This window comes from Roseibium algicola (assembly GCF_001999245.1).
Lineage (GTDB): Bacteria > Pseudomonadota > Alphaproteobacteria > Rhizobiales > Stappiaceae > Roseibium > Roseibium algicola.
Window position 1 is genome coordinate 1,857,619 of record NZ_CP019630.1, and the last position, 19,632, is coordinate 1,877,250.

A 19,632-nucleotide genomic window follows, 5' to 3' on the forward strand; every position below is an offset into this window, starting at 1 on the left:
CCTCACCTCAGGCAATCCGTGTCGAGGGATAGGCGGCGCGCGGTGTCTGCCGGTGATCGGTCGCAAAGAAAGCGGCCGGCTTGAACAGACGGAAGCTGACAATGCGCAGAAGCTGGAAACCCATCTTGCTCAGCTTGGCATTGGATATCTGGTCGTCTTCACGCCAGGTGAGCGGAAAGAACCCCAGCCGGAACCGGTTCCGGACAACCCCCAGGATCAGGTAATAGTTGAACGTCAGGTCGTCGGCGTATTTCAGGTGAAAGCCGGACTTGAAGGCCTCTACCTTGAACAGGTTCAGTCCGGAGCCGAGGTCGAAGAGACGCTGGCCGCTGATTGCCGAAAAGATCAGGTTGAAGGTGTGGTTGGCCGCTGTGCGCAGCAAGGAATAGCCCTCCAGCTTGGAGCCTTTCATGAAGCGCGCACCCATCAGGAAATCGAGATCCTTGTGACGGCCGGCCGCGATATGCGGCACGAGATCGGCAATCGCGCCCTGATCGTCACCATGCAGCACCACAAGATAGTCGTAGCCGTTCACCATCGCGAAATTGATCGCGACCTTGTGCGAACCGCCGAGACCGTAATTGTCGTCGTTGTGCAGCAAGGCCGTTTCGGCGTATCCGAGTTTCGCCAACCCCGCCTGCGCCGCCTCGCGCGTGCCGTCCGTCGACCGGTTGTCGACACACAGGACACCATCAACGACAGCCTGAACTTCCGGTGCCTCCAGTTGCTTCAGCACACGCGGGATCTGCGCTTCGCAATTGTAGCAGGGAATGAAAACGAGAACCCGGCCGGTCATGAAGGCCACCTCAATCTGACTTGCGGTGTTCGAGCAGAAACCGCATGAAAAAGAAATTCGCGACAAGGGTGAAAGGCGTGACCAGCATCTTGGCCGTGACCCCGCACAAGGTCACTGGCTTCAGTCCCAGACCGGCAACGAAGGCAGTGCCGTCAACTGTGACCAGCAACGACATCAAAGCCCAGCTCAACCCGGCCGTCAGAGCCGAGGCGGCGGTCACCGCGACAAGCTGCCAGATCCAGTAGAGCGCCAGGAGCACTGTCGTCGACCTGTTGCCGGCCTTCTCGAAGATGTGCTTGCCGGCAACGAAGAAAACGAAGGTCACGCCGCAGAAGGCACCGATAAAGTTTGCCCAGAACACGGGCAGGCCACTTTGCGTGAGCGTTGCCATGGTCAGGAAATCCAGGCACCAGCCTATGCCGGAGATCAGGGCAAATCCCGAGAAGCGCTTTGCGATCGCATTGTAACGGTTCAAGGAAGACGACCCTGACTTTTGTTTGCCGTCGCGTTCCACGACGGTAGATGCGCTCCCGGCGTCCTTCATGAAACCACCGTCAGCAACCGCTGGAAAGACGGTCGATCCATATGCTGAAATTGCGCTCGGCCGGCATCGGAAAAACCTGTTCACATCCTGAAAACAAAGAAGCCGTTTCCGTCGAACTGTCTGACCGAAACGACCTTATCTCATGCCGGGAAACACTAGCGGTGAATTGTTTCAATGCCGTTAATCGGCGAATCTGACAATGGGTCTGGATAGGTGGAAGGTGTCCGTGCCAACGCCCGCTGGGACGCGATGCAAGGGTTCGGGGACAGCTTCCCGGTGGCAGCAGAACAGTCAATCGGCGATCGCTCGCGGCAAAGACAAACCGCACACGGCCCACTGCCTGGTCGGCTCAAAATGCAAATTCTTCGAAGAAAGACTGGAATGGTGGAGCCAAGGGGAATCGAACCCCTGACCTCTACAATGCCATTGTAGCGCTCTCCCAACTGAGCTATGGCCCCAAGTTCCATATGAGAGCCGGTTTGGGTGCCGGCGTCGATGGAGGCGGGTTATAGTCACACCTCCACACAAGATCAAGCAGAAAATATCAGGATCTTTTCTGCCGCTTGTGGAAAAGCCCGGACAGACTGAAAAGCCTGTCCGGACAATAGTTTAGCGATCCGTATCTTCGTCGATTTCGACGCGGATGCCCGGGACGGATTCTTCGTCTTCATCCTCATCGTCGATAAAGACGTCGTCGTCGTCGTCACTATTTTCGTCGTCGTCGAGATCGACGTCCGTATCTTCCAGATCCGGCACATCGTCGTCGCCGCCTTCCGCTTCCGCATCGGCCTCTTCCAAGGTCACGATTTCCGGAGCTGCGACGTCGTCTTCTTCTTCATCGTCTTCCGGCGTCTCTTCGACCTTCGCAGCCTTCGCGGCACGGGAGGTCATGACCGCCTCGAACACCGTGCCGCATTTCGGGCAGGTGACCGGGTTCCGGTTGAGATCGTAGTATTTGGCGCCGCAGCTCGGGCAGAGCCGCTTTGTGCCAAGTTCAGGTTTTGCCACTGTGCTCACCCTTCTTCGTTATGCAATCGACTTGAATTCGTGGGCCGCCCCATAGCCTCAAGCCGTTCCGGTGTCAAAGGCAAATCAATCGAAAAACATTCTTCGGATTATTGTTCTGCACGTTGTGACTCAAATTTCAAGCACCTGACCGCGTTACCCACACGCCCTGCAGACCGGCACACGTTTGAATCTGCTTGTCGTTCTGCCAATGCCGGGAAATTTTGCGAAGTTCGGATTCGGGTGGTCTGAACGGATGACGCAGGCGCATCCACATGATAGGACGTGTCACCTTTTGACAACCGATCCAATTTGCGGACATTGAAAATGTCACACGATTCTGCGCCCAAGCCTCTGACTTCCAGCCTGGGCAGCCCCTTGACCGGCACGATCCGCGTGCCCGGCGACAAGTCCATCTCCCACAGATCCCTGATGTTCGGCGCGCTTGCCGTCGGCCGCACCACCGTGAAGGGTCTGCTTGAATCGGAAGACGTGCTGGCCACGGCTGACGCCATGCGTGCTGTCGGCGCAACCATCACCAAGCTCGAAGACGGCAGCTATACCGTCGACGGGATCGGCCTCGGCAGCCTGCTTGAGCCGGAGCATGTCATCGACTTCGGCAATGCCGGCACCGGCGTGCGCCTGACGATGGGCATCTTCGGAAGCCACAACATCGCCGCTACATTTGTCGGCGACGCTTCCCTTTCCAAACGACCGATGGGCCGTGTGCTCAATCCGCTGCGCGACATGGGTACCAACGTGATTGCCCGCGACGGCGACCGTCTGCCGGCGTCCATCCGCGGCCCGGAGCAGGCACTGCCGATCACCTACCGGGTGCCCATGCCTTCGGCGCAGGTCAAATCGGCCGTTCTGCTGGCCGGCCTCAATGCCGCTGGCGAAACCACCGTCATCGAACCGATCCCGACACGCGACCACACGGAAAAGATGCTGAAGGGTTTCGGCGCCGACATTTCCGTAACAGTGAACGAGGCCGGCGAGCGCGTGATCAAGCTGCAGGGCCAGCCTGAACTGAAGCCGCAGGACATTGACGTGCCTGGCGATCCCTCCTCCGCGGGCTTCCCTCTGGTGGCGGCATTGATCGTGCCGGGTTCGGACGTCGTCATCGAAAACGTTCTCCTGAACGAGCACCGCACCGGTCTCATCACCACCCTGATTGAAATGGGCGGCGACATCTCGATCGTCAATCGCCGCGAGACGGGCGGCGAGGAAGTGGGCGATCTGCATGTGAAGGCCAGCAAGCTGAAGGGTATCACTGTTCCGGCCGACCGGGCGCCGTCGATGATCGACGAATATCCGGTGCTGGCCATTGCTGCCGCATTTGCCGAAGGCGATACGTTCATGCCGGGGCTCGAGGAGCTGCGCGTGAAGGAATCCGACCGCCTGGCCGCTGTTGCCCGCGGGCTGGAAGCCAACGGCATCCCTTGTGTTGAAACCGCGGACACGCTGACCGTGACCGGTGGTGCCGATGCGATCGGTGGCGGCACGGTGGTGACCCATCTCGACCACCGCATCGCCATGTCCTTCCTGGTGCTGGGCATGGCTGCCCACAAGCCGGTGACGGTTGACGACGGCGCTGTGATCGCGACCAGCTTTCCGACCTTCACCGGTCTCTTCGACGGCCTTGGCGCTAAGATTTCCGCAAACACCAGCGAGGCCGCATGATCATCGCAATCGACGGACCGGCGGCTTCCGGCAAGGGGACCCTCTCCCGCCGGCTGGCAGATCATTTCGGACTGCGGCACCTGGACACCGGGCTGACCTATCGCGCGGTTGCGGCCGCGCTTCTGGCCAATGGCCTGCCGCTTGGCGACGAAGGTGTTGCCATCGAGATTGCCCATAATCTCGATCTGGCCCAGATGGACAAGTCTGTCCTGTCGGCTCACGAGATCGGCGAAGCGGCGTCACGCATCGCGGTTCTCGGCGGCCTTCGCGACGAATTGGTGAAGCTGCAGCGGCGTTTCGCCCAGACGCCTCCTGGCGCCGTTCTCGACGGTCGCGACATCGGCACGGTGGTGTGCCCCGATGCAACAGTGAAGCTGTTCGTGACCGCCTCTCCCGAGGCCCGCGCAAAGCGCCGGACCGACGAGATGGTCTCCAAGGGGCAGGACGCGCAATATGCCGCCGTTCTGGAGGATCTCAAGCGTCGGGACGAGCGCGATTCCAAGCGAACCGTGGCTCCAATGCGCCAGGCGGACGATGCGGTCTTGCTTGATACGACAGAAATGGATATAGAGACCGCGTTCCAGGCGGCTGTGGATATCATCTCCCGCGCCAGGGGTGCCTGATAAGGACAAGGGGTTCACCACCGGTGCGCCCCTGTTTGTGCATCCGGAACGCATGTGGCCTCGGGCCATCAGTTCTTTACGGAACGACCAGAGAATTTCGGCAGGGCGCCTTTTCCGGCGACCTGTGACGAGACCGGATTTTCCGCCTCTCGCCCCGCCGGCCCGCTTTCGATAGCGGCAGGATCAGCGGAAACCGCGATCCCGGGAGAAGGACAGATCCGGAGTGCAACACCAACCCGCCGGCGGCGCGCCTGAAGGCGCCAGGAGCATATATGTCTGATTACAATCCCTCCATGGAGGATTTCTCCGCTCTTCTCGAAGAGTCCTTCGTTCAGAACGACCTGTATGAAGGTGCCGTCGTAAAGGGCACCGTCGTCGCGATCGAAAAAGACCTGGCAGTCATCGACGTCGGTCTGAAGGTCGAAGGCCGCGTGCCGCTGAAGGAATTCGGCGCAAAAGGCCGTGACGGCGAAATGAAGGTCGGCGACGAAGTCGAGGTTTACCTGGAGCGCGTTGAAAACGCTCTTGGCGAAGCTGTTCTGTCGCGCGAAAAAGCTCGCCGCGAAGAAAGCTGGGTCCGCCTGGAAGTTGCTTTCGAAGCAAACGAAAAGGTCAACGGCCAGATCTTCAACCAGGTCAAGGGTGGTTTCACCGTCGATCTGGATGGCGCAGTTGCCTTCCTGCCGCGTTCGCAGGTCGATATCCGTCCGGTTCGCGACGTGACCCCGCTGATGCACACCCCGCAGCCGTTCCAGATCCTGAAGATGGACAAGCGCCGCGGCAACATCGTCGTGTCTCGCCGTGTCGTTCTGGAAGAAACCCGCGCCGAACAGCGTTCGGAACTGGTCCAGAGCCTGGAAGAAGGTCATACCGTGGAAGGTGTGGTCAAGAACATCACCGATTACGGTGCGTTCGTCGACCTCGGCGGTATCGATGGCCTGCTGCACGTCACCGACATCGCGTGGCGCCGCATCAACCATCCGTCGGAAGTTCTCACCATCGGCCAGACCGTCAAGGTGCAGATCATCCGCGTCAACCAGGACACGCATCGCATCAGCCTCGGCATGAAGCAGCTTGAAACCGATCCGTGGGATGGCATCGAAGCCAAGTACCCGATCGAAGCCAAGTTCACTGGCCGCGTGACCAACATCACCGACTACGGCGCATTCGTGGAACTGGAGCCGGGCATCGAAGGCCTGATCCACGTTTCCGAAATGTCCTGGACCAAGAAGAACGTCCATCCGGGCAAGATCGTTTCCACTTCTCAGGAAGTCGAAGTGATGATCCTGGAAGTCGACCCGGTCAAGCGCCGCATCTCCCTGGGCCTCAAGCAGACCCTGCAGAACCCGTGGGATGCATTTGCCGAGCAGTTCCCGATCGGCACCGAAGTCGAAGGCGAAGTCAAGAACAAGACCGAATTCGGCCTGTTCATCGGCCTCGACGGCGACGTGGACGGCATGGTTCACCTCTCCGACCTCGACTGGAACCGCCCGGGCGAGCAGGTTATCGAAGAGTTCAAGAAGGGCGACATGGTCAAGGCCGTCGTTCTGGATGTTGACGTCGACAAGGAGCGTATCTCCCTCGGCATCAAGCAGCTTTCCGGCGATCCGATGGAATCGGGTGCAGCTGGCGAACTGCGCAAGAACTCCGTCGTGACCTGTGAAGTCATCGAAATCAAAGACGGCGGCCTGGACGTCAAGATCGCAGACAGCGACCTGACTGCCTTCATCCGTCGCGCCGACCTGTCCCGCGATCGCGAGGAACAGCGTCCGGAGCGTTACTCCGTCGGCGACAAGTTCGATGCCCGCATCACCCAGTTCGACAAGAAGACCCGTCGGGTCACCGTGTCGATCAAGGCTCTCGAGATCGCAGAAGAGAAGGAAGCTGTCGCTCAGTACGGCTCTTCCGACAGCGGTGCGTCCCTCGGCGACATCCTCGGTGCAGCTCTGAAGCAGCAGTCCGAAGACTAAGATTTTCGTCTCTCTCACGAGAGTTGAAAGCGAAAAGCCCGGCAACAATGCCGGGCTTTTTTGTTTCTGCGTTGCGAGGGGGTTAGTGTAGGTAACGCGCCCTCCAACTTACGCCCCAAATGGGGAATGCGGCCAACTCCACCGTGCACTAGCTTCCGGCCATGCAATCACCCGGAGCAAGAGCATGTTCGACTGGTATGACCTGCGTAATTTCCTGGAAGACAATCTGATCGTCAGCATATTCGTCGGCATTGCCTTCGCAATTGCCATTGTCTGGGCGGTGGTCGTGTTCGTCCAGGCCCGCGGCGGCGGGTTCAAGGCTGTTTCAGCCAGCCTCTTTGCGACAATCGTTTCCCTGTTCTATCTCGTGATGGCCTTCGCTCTGGGCTCGTTTGCCGAGCCTCTGGTCATCATGCCCTATTTCGCCGTTCTCGCCGCGCTCAAGTCCATGGCCGTCGCCTGGCGTATCGGCGCACGCTGATACCAGGTTCCAGACGGGTGACGTCAATCCGGCCTGGCGCGTTACGCCTGTGCTGGGCAACGCAGACTTAGCGCCGCTCTTTCAGAATGCCCTGGAAATAGCCCGACAATGCTTCATGGGCATCCAGCGGCAATACCTCGGCGACGTATTGATCGGGCCGGACGATGACCAAACAGCCTTTATCCCGGTCAATGCCGCGCATTTCGAAAATGTCGTTGCCGCTTTTGAGATCCGGGCAGAACATCTTTTCATAGTCCCTCAGCCCGTAGCGGCCTTTTGCCGGTAGCAGCAGTGACGGCATGCGTTCAAGGGTCAGATCGCGATGGTTTTGCTGGAAGACTGCGCGAAGATCGATAACCGCATCGATATCTTCACCCGCTGCCGTATGACGCAAAACCGGTGAGCTCTGATCGTCTTGCAGAAAGTTGCAAAGACGATGGATAGCCGACGTTTCCGCTGCCGGGTCGCCTTTATCGGCAAAGACGAAGATCCGCCAGCGACCGTCCGCCTTTACGACATGGCCGAGCTGTACCGGCTTGGCGTCGGCAAGACGAACGACAGGGGCGGAATGAAACCGCATGCCGATCTGGAAACCTTCCGCCAATTGCTGATGCGCACCGTCACCCGTCAACAGGGACGGGAGATAGCGCGAGGCTGTCCCAGCGGTATACCGGCCATGCTGCACAAAGTATTTCTGAACTTCAGCCGGCTCGACGCCATCGGGATTGCTTTCCGATTTCACCGGCGCACTGACAAGCTTCGCCCATTCCCGGTCGAAATCGATCAGGTTCTGCGCAATTGCCTGGCGTTCGGCCGAATAGCTGGCAAGCAAGTCCGGTTCGCTCAGTCCCTTCAGTACGTGGGCGAGTTTCCAGCCAAGATTGAACGTGTCCTGCATGGAGACGTTCATGCCCTGCCCGGCCTTAGGACTGTGCGTGTGGCAGGCATCACCTGCAATAAAAACGTGAGGCAAGCGGCCCGGAGCACCTTCTGCCGGAACATCATCGAACTTGTCGCAAAGCCGCTGACCGATTTCGTAGACCGACCACCAGGCGACTTCCTTCACGTCGAGAGAGTAGGGATGAAGGATGCGTCCGGCTGCGGCGATCAGATGATCGACCGTAATGTTCCGGTTCGCGACCCGCTCGTCCGGCCGCAGCTTGTCGAGTTCGACATAGATGCGGACCAGATATCCGCCTTCACGCGGAATGATCAGGATGCTGCCTTCGCTGGCCGACTGCACCAACGCCTTGAAGCGGATATCCGGGAAGTCCGTCACGGCAAGAACGTCCATCACGCCCCAGGCCTGATTGGCACTATCGCCCTTCAACTCGCGGCCCAGCGCCCTGCGCACGGAACTGCGGGCGCCGTCGCAACCGACCACGTATCTTGCGCGTACGGTTTCCGTTTCACCTTCGTGTCCGGGGTCCATCCGTTCCAGCTGAACCGTAACCGGCCTCTCCTGCCCTGCTTCGACCGCCATTTCCAGATCGACCAGCCGGCGGAAGTAGTTAGGCTCCAACCTGTTTGGCGAATTGCGCATGATCTCGAGATAGAAGTCGTGAACGCGCGCCTGGTTCAAAATGACATGCGGAAACTCGGACAGACCGTCCTCGACATCCTGAACCCTGCCGCTGCGGGCGATCGTGTCCGGAGTCGCTGGGTCCGGTTTCCAGAAAGTGGTCTCGTTGACCCAGTAAGCTTCCTTTTCCAGTCGCTCGGCAAAGCCGAACGCCTCGAACATTTCCATTGTCCGACAGGCGACACCATCCGCCTGGCCAAGCTTCAGGGGGCCGGCTTTCTGCTCCACGATACGGGTTCGGATGTCCGGGAAAGCCGCAAGTTGAGCGGCAAGTGTCAGGCCCGCGGGACCGCAACCGACAATGAGGACATCGACTTCTTCCGGCAGGCTGACTGTGTTGGCCAGGGCAGTGGCGTCGGCATTAGGTTCATGAATGACCGGATCACCGGTCTTGAAGCCGTCGAGATGAAATTGCATGAGACCGTCTCCTCCGCCACTTTCCGGCAGTTTGGCAACCGGCCCTCCTTCTTGGGAAAGGCCGGCGCCAGCATGATGGGGCCACGCGAAAGCTGCCGGTGTTCAAGCCCGGACTTCCTTGCCGCATTGCGGGTCTTTCGCGTTTGACAATTCCGCCGCGATGTCCAAACAAACATCGACAACGGATTAATTAGAAAGCATACTGATTATCAGCATGCTGTCAAATATAATCAGCATACTTCCTTTTTTGACTCCCTGGAGGCGGCGATGCGAAACCTTGAACAGATGCCCGGACACCTGATCCGCCGTTTGCAGCAGATCGCAGTGGCGGTGTTTCATACGGAAGTGGATGCCGTCGGATTCGACATGACGCCGGTGCAATTCGCAGCGCTGGTCCGGGTGGCGGAAAACCCGGGCATCGACCAGATAACGCTGGCAGGCCTGATTGCCTATGACAGGACCACGATCGCCGGCGTTGTCGACCGGCTGGTGCAGAAGGGCTTCCTGTCACGCGCCGTGAGCGAAAAGGACAGGCGCGCAAAGGTGCTTCACATGACGGACGCCGGAACCGATGCGCTGTCGCGGCTTAGCCCTGCGGTGGAAAAGGCGCAACAGGTGATGCTCAGCGGGCTCGACCGCCAAGAGGCTGACGATTTCATGCGTCTCTTGCAAAAGGCAACAGAGGCGGTCAACGACCTCAGCCGCGCACCACTGCGTTCCGGTTCCAAGGCTGCGGAAAAAGACTGACTGGCCTGCGAAGGTTCAGCATCAAGACCGCAACAAGCGGTGACTATTTCCCTGCCCAGAAATCCGCCTGCAGGCCGGCCGCTTCCTCTTCCAGAAGCGGACCGACAACCTCCACCTTGCGTTGCCCCGCCGCAAACACCGTCCTGCAGGGCAGGTCGAGTGTCGGATTTTCCTCGTGATCGCCCGTCTGTTCCTTCAGGGACTTTTCGGTCTGGCCAAAGACGACCCGACCAATGCCCGCCCAGTAGACAGCGCCGGAGCACATGGCGCACGGCTCTGCCGATGTGTACATGGTGCAGCTTTCCAGAAAATCCGGGCGCCAGCGCTTGCTTGCCCGTGTCGCCAGCAGCCTTTCGGCGTGGGCGGTCATGTCCTGCCCTTCAGCGGAATAACCGTTACCCTGCTCCATCAGAACCTCTCCGTCCGGACCTGCCAGCAGGCAGCCAAATGGATGATCGCCCGTTTCCCGCGCCTGTCGCGCGATTTCGAATGCCCGGCGCAACAGCGCGATATCTTTGTCGTCATGAGTATCAGTCACGCAAGGCTCCTTTGATTTCTTCCCCCTGAAGGGAGCATGAACACGCGCACCCCGCAAGACTTTGCAAACAGTCAGTCACGTTGAACAGAAACACATCAAAAGACTGGCGATTTAAAAGGCAACTGCTGAAATATTGGCCTCTTGATCACTATTCTCGCGGTTTCATCTTGAGGCTTTCTTGACAAAAATCGCGCACCGGTTTCCCGTAGAGGTCGAGTAGAAGCGGTGGAGCCCAACGGTTCCGACATTGCTCATCTTTCAGTTGATCGACGATGCCCGGCACGAACGCGCCCGCATCCAAGACCAGGAGATGAGAATGCCGGCCGAAGACAACAAAACGCTCCCGCCACTCGAAAACCTTCCAGAGAAAGTACAGCGAAAGGGTGTGCCGATGCGCATGTTTGACGGTAAGTCGTTGGTTGTTGCCATGGCAGCAATGGTTGGGTCGTTTCCGGCGGCTGCGGCCGATCTCGTGACCTATCAGCTTGACTGGTTGCCCGGCGGTGACAAGGCGCCGATCTATGTCTGCATTCAGGAAGGCTTCTGCGAAGAAGCCGGTCTCGAGATCAAGATCGAACCGGGGCGCGGGTCTTCCGAGGCCATCACCAAGATCGCTACGGGCGCATCGGACATCGGTTCCGCGGGCATGGGTGCCCTGATGGCAGCCAAGGCGACCGAAGGCGTACCGGTGACCGCGGTCATGACCATCTTCAACATGGGACCGCACGCTTTCTACACCACCAAGGACAGCGGCATCGCCTCGATCAAGGATGTCAAAGGCAAGAAGATCGCGACCTCGCCTTTCACCTCTTCCAACGTGTTCCTGCCGCTGGTTCTGGCCGACAACGGATTGTCGGAAGAAGATATCACCCTGACCAAATCCGACCCCGGCGCTTTGGGGCCGCTGCTGATGACGGGCCAGTCGGACGCGATCATCGCCTGGCTGACCGACGTCTCGCGCTATTCCGGCCAGGCGGCGGAGGCCGGCAAGGAACTGGTCGTGTTGCCCTGGGCTGATGCAGGTCTTGAGCTTTATTCCGCATCGCTAGTTGCGGGTGACAAGTTCCTTGAGGAGCGCCCGGACGTCGCCAAGCGCTTCGTTGCGGCCTTCAAGAAGTCCCTCGAATTTGCCTATGAAAACCCGGACAAGGCAGCCGCGGCAGTTTCCGCACAGGTGCCGGAGCTTTCGGCGGAAGACGTCAAGGGAAGCTGGCTGGATGCGTCCAAGCTTGCCTTCAACGATGTCACTGAAAAATTCCCGCTCGGCACAATCGATGCCGACAGGCTGGCGGCAACTTGGACCCGCGTTGCCGCGGCGCAGGATCTGGACCCGGCATCCCTGAAACCTGAAGACGCTGTCAACCGCTCGTTCCTGCCGGCAGCGGAGTAACCCTCAAGTGGCACTCACCAACAACGCGATCAGCTTTTCCTCGGTCGGTCAGACGTTTCTGACCGGCTCGGGATCCGTCACCGCCCTGGACGGGGTCACCGTGACCATTGCTCAGCATGAGTTTGTAGCGGTGCTCGGCCCATCCGGATGCGGAAAATCGACCTTGCTGAGGCTGACCGCCGGACTGATGAAACCTTCAAAGGGAACGGTGAGTGTCTTCGGCAAAGAGGTGACGATGCCGAGGGACGATGTCGGCATCGTCTTCCAGAAGCCGACATTGCTTCCCTGGGCCAATGTAGAGGACAACGTCGTCTTTCCGGTTCGCCACAAATACGGACGGGTGACGACGAAGGACCGCGAACAGGCCCGCACCATCATCGAGACCGTCGGCCTGAAAGGATTTGAAAAGCGGCTGCCGTCGGAGCTTTCCGGCGGCATGCAGCAACGGGTCGGCATTGCCCGGGCTCTGTTTCTCAATCCGGACATTCTTCTGATGGACGAACCGTTTTCAGCGCTTGATGCACTGACCCGCGATGCCATGGGCTTTGAACTTCTTCGGTTGTGGCAGGCAAGCCCGAAGACAGTCCTTTTCATCACCCACTCGATTCCGGAAGCCGCGCTGCTGGCCGACAGGATCCTTGTGCTCAGCGAGCGCCCCGGTCGCATCATCGCGGACCTGCAGGTGCCGACCGCCCGTCCAAGAGACGAAAGCGCGCTGAGAACGCCGGAGATGCAGGACTTCTCGGCCGAACTCCGCTCGCTGCTGATCAGAAAGGAGGCCGCCTGATGACTGTCAGCGAAACACAGGACACCGCCGCGGCGCAGACCACCCCAAAGCCCGAGCGTCTGGAACAGCCGTTGCCGGTTTCCGAAAAGCTGCTCCGGATGCCTGTCGTACTTCCCTTGATCACCTTTTTCCTGATCCTGGTCATCTGGGAAGCCGGGACACGGCTGTTTTCCGTTCCCTCTTTCGTGCTGCCCGCCCCTTCCCGCATTCTGGGCGGATTTGAGAGCGTTACAGCCGGACGCTGGATGGAGCATATCTGGGCAACACTTCGGGTCGCCCTCATCGGCTATGCCGTTTCGTTTGTCATCTCGCTTCCGATTGCCGTCGGCCTGGCAAAGTCGCGTCTGCTTTCGGGGGCGTTCTATCCCTTGCTCGTGGTCATCCAGTCTGTCCCGGTCGTCGCCGTCGCACCGATCATCATCGTGGTGCTGGGCACCGGTGATGCTCCACGCGTCGTCATCACCTTCATGATCTCGTTCTTTCCGCTGGTCGTTTCCATGACGACAGGTCTGGCCGCCACGCCGCCTGAACTGATCGAATTGTCCAGGTCGCTGCGCGCACCGTCCTTCCGGGAGATCACCCAGATCCGCCTGCCCTATGCGACGCCTTACATCTTCTCGGGCATGAAGATTTCGATCACGCTTTCGGTCATCGGCGCTGTCGTGTCCGAATTCGTCGCCGCCGAAAAAGGCATCGGCTACTTCATCCAGTTCTCCACGTCGATGTTCAAACTGCCCCAGGCCTGGGCCGGACTGGTCATCCTCGTGATCATGTCGCTGGTCCTGTTCCAGCTGGTCAGCCTCGCACAGCGGATCTTCTTTCCCTGGTCACTGCCGAAGGGACAGAAATGACGAGCTTCCTGATCAACAACATTGACTACGGCCTCACCGGAACCCGGGAGGGAGAGCGCCTCAGCGGTGCAATCCGCGTTCACGACGGCAGGATTGCGGAAATCGGCCACCTGCAGCCCCTGGAAGGCGAACGGATTGTCGATGCAAGCGGATGCGTGGTCACACCGGGTCTGGTGAACACCCATCACCATCTATTCCAGTCTGTCCTGAAGGCCGTGCCGGAAGGCATGAATGCGCCACTTGACGACTGGCTCATGAACGTTCCCTACAGCTACTGGCCGCTGATCGACGAGGAAACCCTTCGCGTATCGGCCAGGATCGGACTGGCAGAACTGCTTCTCACCGGAACGACAACGGTCTGCGATCATCACTACGTCTATTCCGACCACTATGACTACGATCCGGCGGACGTGCTTTTTGAAGAGGCGGAAGCGCTTGGCATCCGTTTCGTCCTGGCCCGGGGTGGTGGAACGAAAGGCCGGTCTTTTCCCGATCCGAGCCTGCCGCCGTCACCAAGCGAGCCACTGGACAAATTCCTGGCAAGCATCGAGCGGACTGCAAACCGCTGGCATGACCCCTCCCCAGGTTCCAGCAGGCGGGTTGCCGTCGCACCGACCACGCCGACGTTCAATGTCGATGCGGGTGAGCTTGCCGACATCGCCCGCTTTGCCCGCGGCAAGGGCCTGCGCCTTCATACGCATCTTTCGGAAAACCGGACCTACGTGGACTTCACCCTGGCGAAATACGGCAAGCGACCGGTTGATTGGCTTGCCGAGCAGCAGTGGCTCGGGCCGGATGTCTGGTTTGCCCATCTGGTGGAATGCGACCGGGACGAGGTGCGCATGCTCGCAGAAACCGGAACCGGGATGGCGCACTGTCCGCAAGCAAATGCAAGGCTTGGCTCAGGCATTGCTCCAGCTGACGCCCTTCACGACCTCGGCGGCCGAGTTTCGCTGGCGGTAGATGGTGCAGGCGCGAACGAGGCCGCCGACATGGGCGCTGCCCTCTACAGCGCCTTCGCGCTGCACCGAGCGACAAAGGGCGTGCAGGCATTGCAAGCCGAAAGCCTGCTCAACTGGGCAACAGAAGGCGGCGCCAAGGTGCTCGGCTTTGAGGAGATCGGCGTGCTGCGTCCCGGCATGATCGCCGACATTGCCGTTTTCGACATTTCCGCCCCTCGCAACATGGGACTTCACGATCCGGCCCTTGCTCCCGTGCTGACGGGTGCCGCAAGCCTGCGCCACAGCTTTGTCGGCGGGCGGCAGATCGTCCGGGACGGTTCCATCCCCGGACTGGACCTGGCCGGGCTCGGTTCGGACGCAAGGCGTGTTACCCGGCAACTGATCGAAGGCAGAAAGGAAATGACGGCGCCTCACCGGGCCCGCGCCGCCCAGGCCTGATGGCAAATCGCCTGCGTCGGGCAGGCACATTCTTATGTGGAGTAGAAGCTGTCAGTGCCCATGAGCACGGGTCATTGCTCCCGGACCTCTTTCTCAAGGAGAACGGAAATATGAGCACCTCTGCATCTTATGGTCTCGTTGAACTGGAAAAGGAAAAAGGCTTCGGCGGCGTCGGTGAGACGGTCGACCGGTCAATTCCCCAGGTCGACATGTCGGATTTCTTTTCGCGCAAGGCAGAGATCACCGAGGATCTGTGGGCAGCGGCGACGGACATCGGCTTTTTTCAGCTGAGCAACCACGGCATCCCGCAGGAACTGATCGACGAGGCTTTTCGACTGTCGGCCGGCTTCTTCGACCTGCCGGCAGAGACGAAAGAACAATATCCGCTTCGGCCCGGCACCAATGCAGGCTGGGAATTCAAGGCGCAGGTCCGCCCTTCAACCGGTACTGCCGACCAGAAGGAAAGCTACCAGATCACCTTGCCGCGCATGAAAGGTCTCTGGCCGACCGGCGAAGAACTGTCCGGCTTCAAGGCGACCATGCTGGCATTCGAGCGGCACAACTGGGCGCTGGCGATGAAGGTTCTGTCCTGCTTCGCCGACAAGCTGAAGTTTCCGCCGGACTTCTTCACCGAAGGACACGATCCGCTGACACCGGAATACCAGTCGACCCTCCGGCTGATCCATTATCTGGGCATGGAAGATGCCAAGCCAGAGGACTTCAAGTTCTGGCGGGCCGGTGCCCACACCGACTTCGACTGCCTGACACTGCTGCACCAGAAGGCAGGCCAGGGCGGGCTACAGCTTTGCCCGGGCAAGGACAGCCAGGGCCGGGCGATTGCCTGGACCGACGTGCCCCCCCTGGAAGGCGTTATCACCTGCAACATCGGCGACATGCTGATGCGCTGGTCGGACGACAAGCTTCTGTCAAACCTTCACCGGGTGCGCATGCCCAAGCCGGAGGAATATCTCGGTCCTCGCTACTCGATGGCCTATTTCGCCCAGGCCAACATGGATACGGTGCTTGCAGGGCCGGAAGGCAAGTATGAGCCGATGACGGCGCATGACTATATCCAGATGCGGCTAGGTGCGAATTTCGGCAAGAAATAGCGGCGCAATCGCCATCCGACAAAGAAGAACCACGGCGCCGAGGCCATCGTTTGAAACGATCGGCGCCGTGGCAGCACCATTTCAGCCATGATTTGTCCGCAAAACTATCCAGAAGCTGACGATCCGGCAGACTTTACTTTTGCTGCCCGTCCTTTAGGCTTGGTTTCACGACGAGCACCCGCCAACGAAACGCGGCCTCAAAACTCACCCAACAGACAGAATTGCGAAACGCTCCATGACCGAAGCCAAAAGCGGCGACACGGTTCGTCTTCATTATAAGGGCACGCTGGACGACGGCTCCGTCTTCGACAGCTCCGAAGGACGCGACCCGCTGGAATTCACCGTTGGATCCGGCCAGATCATTCCGGGTCTCGACCAGGCCATTCCCGGCATGAAGGTTGGCGACGAGAAGACGGTCCGCATCGAACCCGACAGCGCTTACGGTCCCCACAATCCGGCTGCACGCCAGGCTGTTCCGCGGACCAACATTCCGGCCAACATCCCGCTGGAAGTCGGCATGCAGCTGCAGGCGCAGACAGAGAACGGCCAGATGATGACCGTGACCGTGATCGAGATTTCCGAAAACGAAGTCATTCTGGACGCCAACCACCCGTTGGCCGGCAAGGTGCTGACGTTCGAGATCCAGCTGACGGGGATCAACTGAGGCCCCCCGGTTCCGGTTTAGCTGGCGGTGGCAAAGTCAGAAGCCGATTTCGGCTCCCTGATGAGGTCTGAACGCTGAAAAGACAAAAGCCCCGCGGTTCGCCGCGGGGCTTCTTTTTTCACGCACCGGCGCTGCAAGCCGGCGCGCGAAAAATATCAGACCATGCTTCAGTCCATATAGACGCTGTCGTTGGCTTTCTGGACCTCGGTCTTGAACAGGCCGAGCAGTTCGTTGGCTTTCGGGTCGAGGTTTTCAGCCACGTGCGTTTCGAAAGCCGGCTGGGCCGCTGCAGCCATGGACGCGCGCTGGTCGGCGGTGAGAGCGGTCACTTCCATCTTGTCCATCAGGCCCGCCAATCCCCTGTCGGAGGCTTCGATGATTCGCGACAGGCCACGGCTGGCGGTTACGCAGCTTTCCGCGGCATAGCGCAGGGTCTTCTGCTGCTCTTCGCTCAATCCTTCGAAGAAGTCCCGGTTGACCATGAACGTGTAGGGCGAGAACAGGTGATTGGTCAGCGTCATGTACTTCTGAACCTCGGAGAAGTTCGCGAAGGAAATGATCGGCACCGGGTTCATCTGACCGTCGATGACGCCGGTCTGCAGGCCGGAATAGACCTCGCCCCAGGATAGCGGATAGGCCTGCGCGCCTAGCGCCTGGATGATGGTCTGGTGAGACGGCAGCGTCATTGTGCGGATGCGGATGCCGTCAAAATCGTCGAGCGACGCGATCGGATGCTTGGAATTGGTAACAGCGAAGAACCCGCCCGTGTCCGGGAAACCGAGCACCACGACATCTCCAAGGGCTTCCTCGATGTCGGCAGCCAGAGCCTTGCCGAAATCACCGTCGAAAACCGCGTAGGTGGCTGCGTTGTCGGCAAAGGCGAACGGCAGGTTCAAAACGTCGATGCGTGGGTAGTAGCTTGCCAGCGCGCCGGTGGACGTCAGTGTTGCCTGGATAATGCCGTCGCGCACATGCTGCACATGCTCGGCAGCCGAACCGAGCTGGTTGGAACCGAAGACCTCCACTTCGACGGCACCGTTGGTGTCTGCATTGACGATGTTGGAGAACACCGCGGTGCAGGCATGAGCCGGGTTTTCGAACGGATCGGTCTTGTTGTCGTGTCCGAACTTCAACACCTTTCCATCTGCCAGCGCGCTGCCGGCCATAAGCGCTGCGGTCAGCCCGACCGCCAGTCCCTTTGCGAACTTCTTCATGATTTTCTCCATTCCTCTGTCAGGTTGTTTTTTTGTTATTGGGCAAACCCGAGAGCACGCGGCAGCATCATCGCCGCGCTTTCCCAGAAGGCGAACAGGAACAGCACAGCCACTTCCGCGACCAGGAACGGCCCCAGCTTGATGGCAATCCGTTCCAGTTTCTCACCGGTGACCGATGAGAGAACGAACAGGCACGCGCCGACAGGCGGCGTCATCAGCGAGATGTTGAGTGCCAGAACGAAGATGATCCCTGCATGGATCGGCTCCAGACCCACCTGGGCGGTGAGCGGAACAAGAACCGGTGCCAGGATGATCAGGATGGCGGTGATATCCATGACCATGCCGACGATCAGCAGAAGTCCGATGATGATGGCGATGACCGCATAGCGGTTGTCGGCCAGACCCAGGATGGTCTCGGCCAGCATCTGGGGGATTTTTTCAAAGCTCATCCACCAGCCGAGGATGCCGGCAAAGGCGATGATGACGAAGATCACGCCGGTGATGCGCGCTGTGCGCACGAGCATCTGGTAAAGCGCGGGCAAGGTCAGCGTGCGGTAGACGAATGCACCGATGAAGAGTGCGTAGGCGACTGCAATGGAAGCAGCTTCCGTCGGCGTGACGACACCGCCGAGAATACCTCCCAGGATGATCACCGGCATCAGCAGTGCGGTAATTGAGGAAACGAAGACCTGCCAGATTTCCTTAAGATTGGCCCGGCGCTCCGCCTTGGGCAGGCTGTTGCGGGCCGCACCAAGGGTAATGACGGCCATGCAGACACCGCAGATGACGAGACCCGGCAGAATGCCTGCGGCGAACAACCCACCAATGGAAACGCCCATGAGCGAGCCGTAGACAACCATCAGACCGGACGGCGGGATGGTCGGTCCGATGATCGAACCGGCCGCCGTTACGGCGCACGCGTAATCGCGCTTGTAGCCTTCCTTGACCATGGCGGGCACCAAAGTGCGCCCGAAGGCCGCCGCATCCGCCGTTGCCGAACCCGTTAGCCCGGCAAAGAACACGGAGGCGAGCATATTTGTGTGGGCCAGCCCACCCCGGAAATGGCCGACCAGCACCTGGGCCAGCTTCACTAGCCGGTCGGTGATACCCGTCTGGTTCATGATTTCGCCGGCCAGAATGAAGAACGGCATCGCCAGAAAGGGGAAGATGTTCAGGCCGTTGAAGATACGGCTCGGCCCGATGGCCAGAAACTGGTCACCGCCCATATGAATGAGGCCGATGACGCCGGCCGCGCCAATGGCAAAGCCGATAGGCATGCCGAGCAGGACAAATCCGATGAAGACAGCGGCTACGATCATGCTGCGGCCTCCGCAAACGGAGGATTGTCGAGATGCGTGCCGTTGTCCCGGATCATCGCCAGAACGGTCTGGATCGAGGCAAGGGCTGCGGCGGCCGGGATTGCCGCATAGAACGGCTGCAGACTGATACCGAAGATCATGGCCTGCCGCTTGGCGCCGCTTTGCGCGAAACTGAGCCCGTACCACAGCACGTAGAGAAACAGTGCGAGAACGCAGAGATCAATCGCCATCAGCACAATGCGGCGCAACGACACCGGCACGCGCATGATGGCAGCCGTCAGTCCGATATGGTCCCGCCTGGCGATGCCGGATGAGACGGCCAGCATGGCTGCCCAGATCATCAGGTAGCGCGCAAGGATCTCCGGCCAGGGCAACTGCCAATGAAAGAAGTAGCGATCAACCACGCCGAGCCAGACATCAAGCACAAGCAGTGCCATCAGCAAGGCTATTACAGCCTCGACGCCCGTATTCAGCCTGGCACTGGTTCTGGCAGCCCACTCGCGCATAATCCC

At 59.7% G+C, this 19,632-nt stretch carries 19 protein-coding genes and 1 tRNA gene; 11 read left to right on the forward strand and 9 right to left on the reverse strand.

Going from position 1 to position 19,632, the window contains the following annotated elements:
* Nucleotides 1-7 precede the first annotated feature (7 nt).
* The 4 genes from B0E33_RS08710 to B0E33_RS08725 form a co-directional block, all read right to left on the reverse strand.
* The gene (locus tag B0E33_RS08710; protein ID WP_022998945.1) at nt 8-796 is read right to left on the reverse strand and encodes a glycosyltransferase family 2 protein; all 789 of its coding nucleotides are present in this window, start codon (nt 794-796) and stop codon (nt 8-10) included.
* 10 nt (nt 797-806) lie between these two features.
* Nucleotides 807-1,340 carry a GtrA family protein gene (locus B0E33_RS08715; RefSeq protein ID WP_055657252.1) on the reverse strand — a complete coding sequence of 178 codons (534 nt, stop codon included), beginning with the start codon at nt 1,338-1,340 and terminating at the stop codon, nt 807-809.
* Nucleotides 1,341-1,722: 382 nt separating this feature from the next.
* A tRNA-Ala gene (locus B0E33_RS08720) sits at nt 1,723-1,798 on the reverse strand.
* Nucleotides 1,799-1,949: 151 nt separating this feature from the next.
* Nucleotides 1,950-2,348, reverse strand: a complete 399-nt coding sequence (locus B0E33_RS08725; protein WP_062490752.1) for a TIGR02300 family protein — start codon at nt 2,346-2,348, stop codon at nt 1,950-1,952.
* A gap of 324 nt (nt 2,349-2,672) precedes the next feature.
* Here B0E33_RS08725 and aroA point away from each other — a divergent pair, with 324 nt between their 5' ends.
* The 4 genes from aroA to B0E33_RS08745 all read left to right on the forward strand — a co-directional run bounded on the left by aroA (nt 2,673) and on the right by B0E33_RS08745 (nt 7,102).
* Nucleotides 2,673-4,028, forward strand: coding sequence for a 3-phosphoshikimate 1-carboxyvinyltransferase (gene aroA, locus B0E33_RS08730; protein ID WP_206051416.1), 1,356 nt, complete (start codon nt 2,673-2,675; stop codon nt 4,026-4,028).
* Entirely contained in the window at nt 4,025-4,651 is a 627-nt protein-coding gene (cmk, locus tag B0E33_RS08735) for a (d)CMP kinase (protein WP_022998949.1), read from the forward strand. The genes aroA and cmk overlap by 4 nt, the downstream gene beginning before the upstream one ends.
* Before the next feature lie 272 nt (nt 4,652-4,923).
* A complete protein-coding gene (gene rpsA / locus B0E33_RS08740) occupies nt 4,924-6,621 on the forward strand; it encodes a 30S ribosomal protein S1 (protein ID WP_031268654.1) in 1,698 nt (565 codons plus the stop codon).
* A gap of 184 nt (nt 6,622-6,805) precedes the next feature.
* Nucleotides 6,806-7,102 (forward strand): hypothetical protein, encoded by a 297-nt coding sequence (locus tag B0E33_RS08745; protein WP_022998951.1) that lies wholly within the window; start codon nt 6,806-6,808, stop codon nt 7,100-7,102.
* Nucleotides 7,103-7,169: 67 nt separating this feature from the next.
* On the opposite strand, the gene B0E33_RS08750 is transcribed toward B0E33_RS08745, so the two are convergent.
* A complete protein-coding gene (locus tag B0E33_RS08750; RefSeq protein ID WP_077290974.1) occupies nt 7,170-9,101 on the reverse strand; it encodes an FAD-binding monooxygenase in 1,932 nt (643 codons plus the stop codon).
* A gap of 267 nt (nt 9,102-9,368) precedes the next feature.
* Here B0E33_RS08750 and B0E33_RS08755 point away from each other — a divergent pair, with 267 nt between their 5' ends.
* The gene (locus B0E33_RS08755; protein ID WP_077290975.1) at nt 9,369-9,848 is read left to right on the forward strand and encodes a MarR family winged helix-turn-helix transcriptional regulator; all 480 of its coding nucleotides are present in this window, start codon (nt 9,369-9,371) and stop codon (nt 9,846-9,848) included.
* Between the two features lie 43 nt (nt 9,849-9,891).
* Here B0E33_RS08755 and B0E33_RS08760 read toward each other — a convergent pair whose 3' ends face one another.
* On the reverse strand, nt 9,892-10,386 hold the full coding sequence (locus B0E33_RS08760) for a nucleoside deaminase (RefSeq protein WP_022998954.1): 495 nt from the start codon (nt 10,384-10,386) through the stop codon (nt 9,892-9,894).
* Between the two features lie 397 nt (nt 10,387-10,783).
* Here B0E33_RS08760 and B0E33_RS08765 point away from each other — a divergent pair, with 397 nt between their 5' ends.
* The 6 genes from B0E33_RS08765 (at nt 10,784) to B0E33_RS08790 (ending at nt 16,587) form a co-directional block, all read left to right on the forward strand.
* Nucleotides 10,784-11,776: an ABC transporter substrate-binding protein gene (locus tag B0E33_RS08765; RefSeq protein WP_077293199.1), complete on the forward strand. Its 993-nt coding sequence runs from the start codon at nt 10,784-10,786 to the stop codon at nt 11,774-11,776.
* 7 nt (nt 11,777-11,783) lie between these two features.
* Entirely contained in the window at nt 11,784-12,563 is a 780-nt protein-coding gene (locus tag B0E33_RS08770) for an ABC transporter ATP-binding protein (RefSeq protein ID WP_077290976.1), read from the forward strand.
* Nucleotides 12,563-13,414 (forward strand): ABC transporter permease, encoded by an 852-nt coding sequence (locus B0E33_RS08775; RefSeq protein WP_206051418.1) that lies wholly within the window; start codon nt 12,563-12,565, stop codon nt 13,412-13,414. Before B0E33_RS08770 ends, B0E33_RS08775 begins: the two co-directional genes overlap by 1 nt.
* Nucleotides 13,411-14,814: an amidohydrolase family protein gene (locus B0E33_RS08780; RefSeq protein WP_077290977.1), complete on the forward strand. Its 1,404-nt coding sequence runs from the start codon at nt 13,411-13,413 to the stop codon at nt 14,812-14,814. Before B0E33_RS08775 ends, B0E33_RS08780 begins: the two co-directional genes overlap by 4 nt.
* Before the next feature lie 110 nt (nt 14,815-14,924).
* A complete protein-coding gene (locus B0E33_RS08785) occupies nt 14,925-15,923 on the forward strand; it encodes an isopenicillin N synthase family dioxygenase (RefSeq protein ID WP_077290978.1) in 999 nt (332 codons plus the stop codon).
* A 235-nt stretch (nt 15,924-16,158) separates the two neighbouring features.
* Complete coding sequence (locus B0E33_RS08790; protein WP_022998960.1) at nt 16,159-16,587, forward strand: FKBP-type peptidyl-prolyl cis-trans isomerase; 429 nt, start codon at nt 16,159-16,161, stop codon at nt 16,585-16,587.
* A 167-nt stretch (nt 16,588-16,754) separates the two neighbouring features.
* Here B0E33_RS08790 and B0E33_RS08795 read toward each other — a convergent pair whose 3' ends face one another.
* The 3 genes from B0E33_RS08795 to B0E33_RS08805 are packed head-to-tail and all read right to left on the reverse strand — an operon-like array spanning nt 16,755 to nt 19,626.
* Nucleotides 16,755-17,801 carry a TRAP transporter substrate-binding protein gene (locus tag B0E33_RS08795; protein ID WP_031268661.1) on the reverse strand — a complete coding sequence of 349 codons (1,047 nt, stop codon included), beginning with the start codon at nt 17,799-17,801 and terminating at the stop codon, nt 16,755-16,757.
* A gap of 35 nt (nt 17,802-17,836) precedes the next feature.
* Nucleotides 17,837-19,120, reverse strand: a complete 1,284-nt coding sequence (locus B0E33_RS08800; protein ID WP_022998962.1) for a TRAP transporter large permease — start codon at nt 19,118-19,120, stop codon at nt 17,837-17,839.
* Entirely contained in the window at nt 19,117-19,626 is a 510-nt protein-coding gene (locus B0E33_RS08805; RefSeq protein WP_167579510.1) for a TRAP transporter small permease, read from the reverse strand. The genes B0E33_RS08800 and B0E33_RS08805 overlap by 4 nt, the downstream gene beginning before the upstream one ends.
* Between the last annotated feature and the right edge of the window lie 6 nt (nt 19,627-19,632).

Excerpts from the sequence above, each read along its gene's own strand:
- B0E33_RS08755 (WP_077290975.1), top strand. The coding sequence starts at position 9,369 with ATGCGAAACCTTGAACAGATGCCCGGACACCTGATCCGCCGTTTGCAG.
- B0E33_RS08795 (WP_031268661.1), bottom strand. The coding sequence starts at position 17,801 with ATGAAGAAGTTCGCAAAGGGACTGGCGGTCGGGCTGACCGCAGCGCTT.
- B0E33_RS08785 (WP_077290978.1), top strand. The coding sequence starts at position 14,925 with ATGAGCACCTCTGCATCTTATGGTCTCGTTGAACTGGAAAAGGAAAAA.
- B0E33_RS08800 (WP_022998962.1), bottom strand. The coding sequence starts at position 19,120 with ATGATCGTAGCCGCTGTCTTCATCGGATTTGTCCTGCTCGGCATGCCT.
- B0E33_RS08780 (WP_077290977.1), top strand. The coding sequence starts at position 13,411 with ATGACGAGCTTCCTGATCAACAACATTGACTACGGCCTCACCGGAACC.
- B0E33_RS08790 (WP_022998960.1), top strand. The coding sequence starts at position 16,159 with ATGACCGAAGCCAAAAGCGGCGACACGGTTCGTCTTCATTATAAGGGC.
- B0E33_RS08765 (WP_077293199.1), top strand. The coding sequence starts at position 10,784 with ATGTTTGACGGTAAGTCGTTGGTTGTTGCCATGGCAGCAATGGTTGGG.
- B0E33_RS08805 (WP_167579510.1), bottom strand. The coding sequence starts at position 19,626 with ATGCGCGAGTGGGCTGCCAGAACCAGTGCCAGGCTGAATACGGGCGTC.
- B0E33_RS08710 (WP_022998945.1), bottom strand. The coding sequence starts at position 796 with ATGACCGGCCGGGTTCTCGTTTTCATTCCCTGCTACAATTGCGAAGCG.
- rpsA (WP_031268654.1), top strand. The coding sequence starts at position 4,924 with ATGTCTGATTACAATCCCTCCATGGAGGATTTCTCCGCTCTTCTCGAA.
- cmk (WP_022998949.1), top strand. The coding sequence starts at position 4,025 with ATGATCATCGCAATCGACGGACCGGCGGCTTCCGGCAAGGGGACCCTC.
- B0E33_RS08750 (WP_077290974.1), bottom strand. The coding sequence starts at position 9,101 with ATGCAATTTCATCTCGACGGCTTCAAGACCGGTGATCCGGTCATTCAT.
- B0E33_RS08715 (WP_055657252.1), bottom strand. The coding sequence starts at position 1,340 with ATGAAGGACGCCGGGAGCGCATCTACCGTCGTGGAACGCGACGGCAAA.
- B0E33_RS08745 (WP_022998951.1), top strand. The coding sequence starts at position 6,806 with ATGTTCGACTGGTATGACCTGCGTAATTTCCTGGAAGACAATCTGATC.
- aroA (WP_206051416.1), top strand. The coding sequence starts at position 2,673 with ATGTCACACGATTCTGCGCCCAAGCCTCTGACTTCCAGCCTGGGCAGC.
- B0E33_RS08775 (WP_206051418.1), top strand. The coding sequence starts at position 12,563 with ATGACTGTCAGCGAAACACAGGACACCGCCGCGGCGCAGACCACCCCA.